Source organism: Stenotrophomonas maltophilia, from assembly GCF_003970865.1.
Taxonomy (GTDB): Bacteria; Pseudomonadota; Gammaproteobacteria; order Xanthomonadales; family Xanthomonadaceae; genus Stenotrophomonas; species Stenotrophomonas maltophilia_AR.
Genome location: NZ_RXLZ01000062.1, coordinates 20,313 through 29,203 on the forward strand (window position 1 = coordinate 20,313; position 8,891 = coordinate 29,203).

The window sequence follows — 8,891 nt, forward strand, 5'->3', positions numbered from 1 at the left end:
TGACAGACAGCGACTGCGTGGCGTGACGCCGACGCAGCCAGGACAAGTGCGGGCGCCGGGAAAGCGCGCCGGGAACCTTGGTGCATGCAGCCCGGCCGGGATGGCCGGCCGTGCCGACTGCGCGGAGTAGGCGGCAATGGGGGTGCAGACCATCCATGCGGAAGCAGATACGTCCCGGCTTGATGCCGGCTGGACGCTGCTGCCGGCCGAATCGCCGTTGCAGATGCCCGAGCAGACCCTGCGCGAAGGTCAACTGAAGGTTCGCCGCCACCGCACCTCGCCGCGGCTGATCGGCCTGCGCCGGTTCTACATCTTCGGCGGCACGCTGGCGATGACCGCCATCGCCACCCGTATGATGTGGCGGGTGCTGTCGGCCAATGGCATCAGCGTGCTCGAAGCCTGCCTGCTGGTGCTGTTTGTCGGCCTGTTCGCCTGGATCGCGCTGTCTTTCGCCAGTGCCGTGGCCGGCTTCCTGACCGCCGTGTTCGACCGGGGTTACCGCCTTGGCATCGACCCGGACAAGCCGCTGCCGACGGTACACAGCCGCACCGCGCTGCTGATGCCGACCTACAACGAAGACCCGCGCCGGCTGCTGGCCGGCCTGCAGGCGATCTACGAGTCGGTGGCCGCCACCGGCCAGCTCGACCGGTTCGACTTCTTCGTGCTCAGTGATACCCGCCGCGAAGACATCGCACGGGCCGAGGAGCAGGTGTTCGCCGAACTGCGCGAGCGCGTGCCCGATGGCCAGGCGCGGCTGTTCTACCGCCGCCGTGGCGACAACAGCGGGCGCAAGGCCGGCAACATCGCCGACTGGGTCCGCCGCTTCGGCGGCGCCTACCCGCAGATGCTGATCCTCGACGCCGACAGCCTGATGACCGGCGACAGCATCGTGCGCCTGGTCGCGGGCATGGAACACAACGCCGACGTCGGCCTGATCCAGACCCTGCCGTCGGTGATTGGCGGGCGCACGCTGTTCGCGCGCATGCAGCAGTTCGGCGGCCGCGTGTATGGTCCGGTGATCGCCCGTGGCGTGGCCTGGTGGCACGGTGCCGAGAGCAATTACTGGGGCCACAACGCCATCATCCGCACCCGCGCCTTTGCCGATCAGGCCGGGCTGCCGGCGCTGCCGGGGCGCAAGCCGTTCGGTGGCCACGTGCTCAGCCATGACTTCGTCGAAGCGGCGCTGATGCGTCGTGGCGGTTGGGCCGCGCACATGGTGCCGTACCTGGGCGGCAGCTATGAAGAAGGTCCGCCGACCCTGACCGATCTGCTGGTGCGCGACCGCCGCTGGTGCCAGGGCAACCTGCAGCACGGCAAGGTGGTCGGCAGCCGTGGCCTGCACTGGATCAGCCGCATGCACATGCTGATCGGCATCGGCCACTATTTCACTGCGCCGATGTGGGCGATGCTGATGCTGATCGGCATCGCCATCCCGCTGTTCCAGGAAGGCATCGACTTCAACGCCCTGCTGCACCTGTCGCCCAGCGTGTACTGGCGCGCCCAGGACGAGCAGCAGGTGGTGCGCCTGTTCGCGGCGACCATGGCGGTGCTGCTGCTGCCCAAGGTGCTGGGTTACCTGGCGATGCTGCTGGACCCGGTCGACCGCCGCGGGTGTGGCGGCGCGCTGCGCGCGTTCGTCTCGATGCTGGTGGAAACCGTATTGGCCGCGCTGATGGCACCGGTGGTGATGTACGTGCAGTCGCGCGGCGTGGCCGAAGTGCTGTCCGGCCGCGATTCCGGCTGGGACGCGCAGCAGCGTGACGACGGTGGCATCTCGTGGCTGGCGTTGATCCGTGGCTATGGTGGCCTGGGCGTGTTCGGCGCCTTCATGGGCATGCTGGCCTGGGCGGTGTCGCCATCGCTGGCCGCGTGGATGGCGCCGGTGGTGATCGGCATGGTGCTGGCGGTACCGGTGGTGGCGCTGACGTCTTCGCGCGGCCCGGGTGCCTTCCTGCACCGTCTTGGGCTGCTCGATATCCCCGAGGAGAACATTCCGCCGCCGGTGCTGGTGCGTGCGGCACAACTGCGCCGGGAAGCCGCCGAGCAACCGCCGCTGTACTGATCCCCCTGCGCCAGCGGCATAATGCGGCTCGAACTTGAAGGAGCCGCATCATGCTGCAAACGGTGGAACAGGAAACCGGCGCCTCGCCGCAGTGGTCGGTGATCTGGCTGCACGGCCTCGGCGCCGACGGCCACGACTTCGCGCCGATCGTGCCGGAGCTGGTGCGGCCGCATTGGCCGGCGCTGCGCTTCGTGTTCCCGCACGCGCCGGTGCGGCCGATCACGATCAACAACGGCGTGCCGATGCGTGGCTGGTACGACATCGTCGGCATGGACTTCCGCTCGCGCGCCGACATGGCTGGCGTGCAGGAGTCGGTGGTGCAGCTGGATGCACTGATCGCGCGCGAGATCGAGCGCGGCATCGCGCCGGAGAAGATCTTCCTGGCGGGCTTCTCGCAGGGGGGCGCGATCATCCTGACTGCTGCGCTGTCGCGTACCGCGCCGCTGGCCGGCCTGATCGCACTGTCCACCTACCTGCCCGAAGCCGACGGCGCCAAGCGTGCTGAAGACGCGGTGCAGGTGCCGGTGTTCATGGCCCATGGCAGCAGCGATCCGGTGATTCCGCAGGCGGTGGCCACACACAGTGCGCAGGCACTGCAGGCGCTGGGCCTGGAGGTGGAATGGCACAGCTATCCGATGGCCCACCAGGTCTGCGCCGAGGAGATCCAGGCGCTGGGTGACTGGTTGCAGGAACGTCTGGGCGCTGCCTGAGCCATGTCACCGGCCAGCGCCCCGCCCTGGATGCCGGAGCTGTGCCGCCTGCCGCGGCTGGCGGCGATGCTCGGCCTGGCCGAACTGGTGGTGGTGGTGCTGGCCCTGGCGCCGGATGGCAGCCGCCACTGGACCGTTGGCGAACTGCTGTCGGCCAGTGGTTTCGCGTTGTGGCTGGCGCTGGCCGTAACGGCCAGCCTGTGCCTGCTGCGGAACGCGTTGTCGAGGTTGCCACAGGCCCTGGGGGCGGTCTCGGCCATCGCACTGGCGACGCTGATCGCGGTGGTCTGCGCGGGCATCGTGCATGCCCTGTACGCGGTGCTTGGCGACAACTTCGCCCGCGGCATCAGCTTCTGGCGCTTCACGCTGGGCAGCGCCGCGACGACGGCGCTGATCACTGCGTTGGCCCTGCGCTACTTCTATGTGAGTGACCGCTGGGCCGCGCAGGTACAGGCCAATGCACGCGCACAGGCCGATGCGCTGCAGGCGCGGATCCGGCCGCATTTCCTGTTCAACAGCATGAACCTGATCGCCAGCCTGCTGCATCGCGACCCGGTCGTGGCCGAGCGTGCGGTGCTGGACCTGTCCGATCTGTTCCGTGCCGCGCTGGGGGCGGGCGAGGGCGATTCCACCCTGCGTGACGAATGCGAGCTGGCCGAGCGCTACCTGTCGATCGAATCACTGCGCCTGGGCGAGCGCCTGCAGGTGCGCTGGCAGCGCGACGAACCGCTGCCCTGGGATCTTCCCCTGCCTCGCCTGGTATTGCAGCCGCTGGTGGAGAACGCCGTGCTGCATGGCATCTCGCGGCTGCCCGAGGGCGGCACCATCGAGCTGCAGCTGGTGCGCGAGGGTAATGAACTGCAGATCCGCGTGCGCAATCCGGCGCCCGACCCGCAGGCCCCCGGGCTGGCCCTGGCGCGCGGTGCCGGCCATGCCCAGCACAGCATCGGCCATCGGCTGGCCTGGCGCTTCGGCAACGCCGCGCGGATGACGGCTGGCTGGAGCGAGGGCTACTATGCCTGCCAGGTGACAGTGCCGATCCAGTGAGGGAGCGATCGTGAGGGTAGTCATCGCCGATGACGAACCGCTGGCGCGTGAGCGCCTGCGCAGCCTGTTGGCCGCGCAGGACGGCGTGGATGTGGTGGCCGAGGCCGGCAACGGCGAGCAGGCCCTGCATGCGTGCGCGGAGCTGCAGCCGGACCTGGTCCTGCTGGATATCGCCATGCCCGGGCTGGATGGCCTGGAAGCCGCCCGCCATCTGGCCAGCTTCGAGCCGCGCCCGGCGGTGGTGTTCTGCACTGCCTACGACGCGCATGCATTGTCGGCCTTCGAAGCGGCAGCCATCGATTACCTGATGAAGCCGGTGCGTGCCGAACGCCTGGCAGCGGCGATCGCACGTGCACGCACGTTCCTGGCCGGCCGCGACGGCCAGCCGCAAGGCCACCGCGGGCAGCAGGCCCGCAGCATGCTGTGCGCGCGCCTGCGCGGCAGCCTGCGCCTGATTCCGCTGGACGACATCCACTACCTGCAGGCCGAAGAGAAGTACGTGGTGGTGCACCACGCACGCGGAGAAGACCTGATCGAGGAGTCGCTGAAGTCGCTGGAAGAAGAGTTCGCCAGCCGCTTCATCCGCATCCATCGCAACTGCCTGGTGGCACGCCATGAGCTGGTGGAGCTGCGTCGCGGCACGGGCGGCCAGGTGCAGGCGATGTTGCGCCATGGCAAGCAACCGCTGGAAGTCAGCCGCCGCTGCGTGGCGACGCTGAAGCAGGAATTGCGGCATCTGTGAGTGTTCCGCGCGGCCTGCGGCCGCGACTGCTTACGAGCAACGTCTGGAGCAACTGCAACGGCGGTTGGTCGGCTCGTTGGTGCTACGTACTGGGTCGGGCCGGGGTGGGGTGGCGGGACACGCTGCAAGTACATCCCTGTAGCTCGATGGCGCCATCCATGGCGCCAACGGTCCCGCCATCCCACCCCGGCCCAACCCTCTCGTTTTTCCCGCGTCGGACGGCAAAGGCATTGTTGTTATCGGGCGGGGGAAGAGGGGTCAGATCCCTTTTCCTGCGGAAAAGGGATCTGAGCCCGGAAGCCGTCGGCAGTTGCTTTTGCTTCTGCTCTTTTTTCTTTTCTTTTGATCTTCCGTGGCCGGCGCACACGGAAACTGTCAGAGGCCGGGCGGGGTGGGCTGCGCAGGGGCGTGAGCCGCATGGATGCGGCGACCGAGCTTACATGGACGTACTTGCAGCGGCCCCTGCGCAGTCCATCCCGCCCGGCCCAGCACGGCTGTTGCTTCAACCATACCCCCAGCCAGCCACGAGGGGCTCCGCCGTTGGCCGTATCCCCGCCGAAGGCGCGATAATGACCGGATGGAAACCGTCCGCATCGCCACCCGCAAGAGCCCGCTCGCCCTCTGGCAGAGCGAACACGTCGCCGACCGCCTGCGCCAGGCCCATCCCGGCCTGCATGTGGAACTGGTGCCGATGAGCACCCGCGGCGACGAGGTGCTGGACCGCTCGCTGGCCGCCATCGGTGGCAAGGGCCTGTTCCTGAAGGAACTGGAGCTGGCCATGCTGCGTGGCGAGGCCGACTGCGCCGTGCATTCGCTGAAGGATGTGCCGATGGAACTGGATGCGCCGTTCGCGTTGCCGGCAATGCTGACCCGCCACGATCCCGCCGATGGCTTCGTCTCCAACCTGTATGCCTCGCTGGACGCGCTGCCGATCGGGGCACGGGTCGGTACCTCGTCGCTGCGTCGACAGGCCCAGCTGCGCGCGCTGCGCCCGGACCTGGAACTGCTGGACCTGCGCGGCAACGTCAACACCCGCCTGGCCAAGCTCGACAACGGTGGCTACGACGCCATCGTGCTGGCCGTGGCCGGCCTGGAGCGCCTGGGCCTGGGCGAGCGCATCGTCGCGCGCCTGCAACCGCCGCAGTGGCTGCCGGCCCCGGCGCAGGGCGCGGTAGCGGTGGAGTGCGATGGTGGCAATGCGCGCCTGATGGCGCTGTTCGCCCCGCTTGATGACGCGGCCACGCGCGCCTGCGTGGAGGCCGAGCGGGCGATGAACCGTGCGTTGCATGGCAGCTGCCACGTGCCGGTGGCGGCCATCGCGCAGTGGCAGGGCGACGACCTGCACCTGCAGGGGCTGGTTGGCAGCGCCAGCGACGGCCGTGCCGTGCGTGCCGAGGCGGTGGGCCCTGCCGGTGACCCGGAAGCGCTGGGCCAGCGCGTGGCGAAGATGCTGCTGGATGATGGCGCCGGCGGGCTGCTGAACGTCTGAGCCATCGCAGGTAGTGCCGGCCGCTGGCCGGCAACCTCGTGGCCCAGTTGAATGCAGTTGCCGGCCAGCGGCCGGCACTACCGGAAGAAGAACGGGCGCCCTGGCGCCCGTTCTGCTTACTTGAACTTGTAGACCACGTTCATCGTGGTCAGCGTATCGGTCTTGCGCTTGTCCTCGGCCACGTCACTGTTGTAACGCGCCTGCCAGCCGGCCTTCAGCGCCAGATGTTCGTTCATGCTCACCGAAACACCGAAGTCGTTCTGGCCGAAGGTGTTGTACGAACCCGATTCGACCAGCAGGGTGTTGACCAGGTCGGTGTTGTCGGTCAACGAGTACTTCATGTCGAACAGGCCGCGGCCGATCATGCCGGTGCGGGTGCGGTCGTCCTCGGTGCTGTGGGTGCGGCGCACACCGGGGCCGATCTGTGCGTCGAACGAGAAACGCTCGGTGTTCCACAGGCGGGTGCCGTAACCCAGACCGAACGAGCTCTGGCGGTCGTAGGTGGCGAAGTCATCGCGCTCGGTACGCACCGTGGCCGTCAGCTGGCGGTGCTCGCCCAGCTGCAGCGCGCTGCCGGCACTGCCGGTGTAGCGGTTGGCGGTGGTGTTGTTGCGGCGGCTGGTGGAGCCGTCGTCGCGGGTCTCGATCACCTTGGAGCTGGAACGCAGGCCGGCCAGGTCCATGCTGTGCACCCAGTCGCCATCGGTGTAGCGCAGGCGCAGGCGGCCGTTGAAGCTTTCGGTGCTGCTGTTGCCGCGTGCCGAGGCGAAGCCGAGCTCGCCGCCACTGCCGCTCCACGGCGAGGACATCGCCGCCAGTTCGGAGGCATCCTGCGCATACGCGAGCGGTGCGCACAGCAGCAGGGGGATCAGCAGGGACACGCGCAGGGACATCGGGGCTTCTCCGAAGCGGTTGACAGCCGGTGATGATACTGGAAGCGTGATGGCGGTCCGAATCGATCCAAACGGTTTCTTCAGCAGACGTTGCCGCGATCGCCTATTCAGGGCAGATCGACGCGCAATGCCGGGTCGTTGAAGCGCGAATAGCGCAGGCGCAGCTGGAAGCTGCGGCCATTGCTGCTGCCGCTGCGGACGATCTGCCGCGGCAGGCCCTGCGCGTCCACCCAGTACTCCAGGCGTTCGCCGGGCTGCGCGCCACGCAGGCGGTAGTGACGCGTCTCGACCCCGTCCAGCGACTGGCTGCCCAGGTCTTCGGCCTGCAGATCGGCGGGCAGGGCATCGGCCGGCAGCGGGTTGCGCCATTGCTCGAGCAGGCCCGGCGGGGTCGGCACCTGCCGGATCGCGTCGTCGGCCTGCAGGAACATGGTGTCGCCGATGATCGTCTGCGGACCGGCCGGGGTCTGCACCCGGAAGCGGTCGGGGGCGACGAAGTCCATGGCGCTGCGCACCGGCTGCGGCGCACCCAGCACCTCCAGTTCGGCGTGGAAGCTGCGCAGGGCCGAGAAGCGCTGGCTGGCGCCCAGCACCGCCTGCGCCGGATCCGCTGCCGGCACGGGCGCTCCGGTGCTGGCCGGCGCGGGCGCGCGATCACAGGCGGCCAGCAGCAGGCAGGCCAGCAGGGACAGGGCAGGCAACCGGCGCATCGGGTGTTCCAGAGGGGTGGGGGCGACCACGATAGCCCAAACGTCCCACACAAGACCCGCGACTCGGACATAATCGGGGGTATGGACCGATACGAACGCATCACCGCCCTGCATCGTCTGCTCAAGTCCGCACGCTATCCGGTGACGGTGGCGACCCTGCAGGACAAGCTCGGTTGCTCCCGTGCCACCGTCTACCGCGATCTGGCCTTCCTGCGTGACGCGCTGATGGCACCGATCGAGGGCGACGGCGAGGCCGGCTTCCGCTACCAGGCCGACGAGAGCGACCGCTTCGAGCTGCCCGGGCTGTGGCTGAGCTCGGAGGAACTGCATGCCCTGCTGGCCTCGCAGCACCTGCTGGCGCGGACCGGCGGCGGCGTGCTGTCCTCGGTGCTGGCACCGCTGCAGCAGCGCATCGAGAGCCTGCTGGCAGCCCAGGCTGGTGTTTCCAGCTGGCCGGTGGACCGCGTGCGGGTGATTCCGCACCGTGGCCGCAAGTTCGATGAAGGCAGCTTCCGCAGCGTGGCTTCGGCGGTGCTGGAGCGCCGCCAGCTGGCGTTCGAGTACCGCGCCCGCTCCACCGACGAGCCGACCAGGCGCACCGTTTCGCCGCAGCGCCTGACCCACTACCGCGACAACTGGTACCTGGATGCCTGGGACCATGACCGCGAGGCGCTGCGCAGCTTTGCCGTGGACCGTATCCACAAGGCGCGGGTGATCGACAGCACCGCCCGTGACGTCGCCGACAGCGAGCTGGACGAGCAGCTGGGGGCCAGCTACGGCATCTTCTCCGGCGCGCCGAAGGGCTGGGCGACCATCCTGTTCAGCGCCAAGGCCGCGCGCTGGGTGGCCGACGAGCACTGGCATTCCAAGCAGCAGGGCCGCTTCCTGGCCGACGGCCGCTATGAACTGAAGGTGCCGTACAGCGTCTCGCGCGAGCTGCTGATGGACGTGCTGCACTACGGCTCGGATGCCGAGATCGTCGAGCCGGTGATGCTGCGCGAGCAGGCCAAGGCGCTGCTTGAGCTCGCCCTGAGCAACTACGACAACTCCTGACACTCCCCCCGAGAACCCTCCCGCCAATGAAGAAGACCCTGTTGCTCCCCCTGCTCCCCCCCTCTCCGGCCCTACCCCCCCGCGCCAGCCCCGCCGGGCCCCCCCGAAGCCGGGGGGGGCCGCCCGCGCCCTGGCCCCTGCCGCCAGCCCTTGAAGTGGCAACCACCCCCCCAACCAAGGAAGGG

General features: G+C 68.9%; 8 protein-coding genes. 6 read left to right on the top strand and 2 right to left on the bottom strand.

Annotated elements, in window-relative coordinates; all coding sequences use genetic code 11:
- Positions 1 to 136: 136 nt before the first annotated feature.
- The 5 genes from mdoH (at position 137) to hemC (ending at position 6,050) form a co-directional block, all read left to right on the top strand.
- Entirely contained in the window at positions 137 to 2,062 is a 1,926-nt protein-coding gene (gene mdoH / locus EKL94_RS17795) for a glucans biosynthesis glucosyltransferase MdoH (RefSeq protein WP_126930092.1), read from the top strand.
- Between the two features lie 50 nt (positions 2,063 to 2,112).
- Complete coding sequence (locus EKL94_RS17800) at positions 2,113 to 2,772, top strand: alpha/beta hydrolase (protein ID WP_126930093.1); 660 nt, start codon at positions 2,113 to 2,115, stop codon at positions 2,770 to 2,772.
- Positions 2,773 to 2,775: 3 nt separating this feature from the next.
- Positions 2,776 to 3,819 carry a sensor histidine kinase gene (locus EKL94_RS17805; protein WP_185830052.1) on the top strand — a complete coding sequence of 348 codons (1,044 nt, stop codon included), beginning with the start codon at positions 2,776 to 2,778 and terminating at the stop codon, positions 3,817 to 3,819.
- A 10-nt stretch (positions 3,820 to 3,829) separates the two neighbouring features.
- Entirely contained in the window at positions 3,830 to 4,561 is a 732-nt protein-coding gene (locus tag EKL94_RS17810) for a LytR/AlgR family response regulator transcription factor (protein ID WP_108269981.1), read from the top strand.
- A 577-nt stretch (positions 4,562 to 5,138) separates the two neighbouring features.
- On the top strand, positions 5,139 to 6,050 hold the full coding sequence (gene hemC, locus EKL94_RS17815; protein ID WP_126930094.1) for a hydroxymethylbilane synthase: 912 nt from the start codon (positions 5,139 to 5,141) through the stop codon (positions 6,048 to 6,050).
- Between the two features lie 116 nt (positions 6,051 to 6,166).
- Here the strand turns inward: hemC and EKL94_RS17820 are convergent, their stop codons facing one another.
- Complete coding sequence (locus tag EKL94_RS17820) at positions 6,167 to 6,943, bottom strand: DUF481 domain-containing protein (RefSeq protein ID WP_010481298.1); 777 nt, start codon at positions 6,941 to 6,943, stop codon at positions 6,167 to 6,169.
- A 107-nt stretch (positions 6,944 to 7,050) separates the two neighbouring features.
- A complete protein-coding gene (locus EKL94_RS17825; RefSeq protein ID WP_126930095.1) occupies positions 7,051 to 7,653 on the bottom strand; it encodes a LolA-like protein in 603 nt (200 codons plus the stop codon).
- 81 nt (positions 7,654 to 7,734) lie between these two features.
- Here EKL94_RS17825 and EKL94_RS17830 point away from each other — a divergent pair, with 81 nt between their 5' ends.
- Complete coding sequence (locus tag EKL94_RS17830; RefSeq protein WP_126930096.1) at positions 7,735 to 8,706, top strand: helix-turn-helix transcriptional regulator; 972 nt, start codon at positions 7,735 to 7,737, stop codon at positions 8,704 to 8,706.
- Positions 8,707 to 8,891 lie beyond the last annotated feature (185 nt).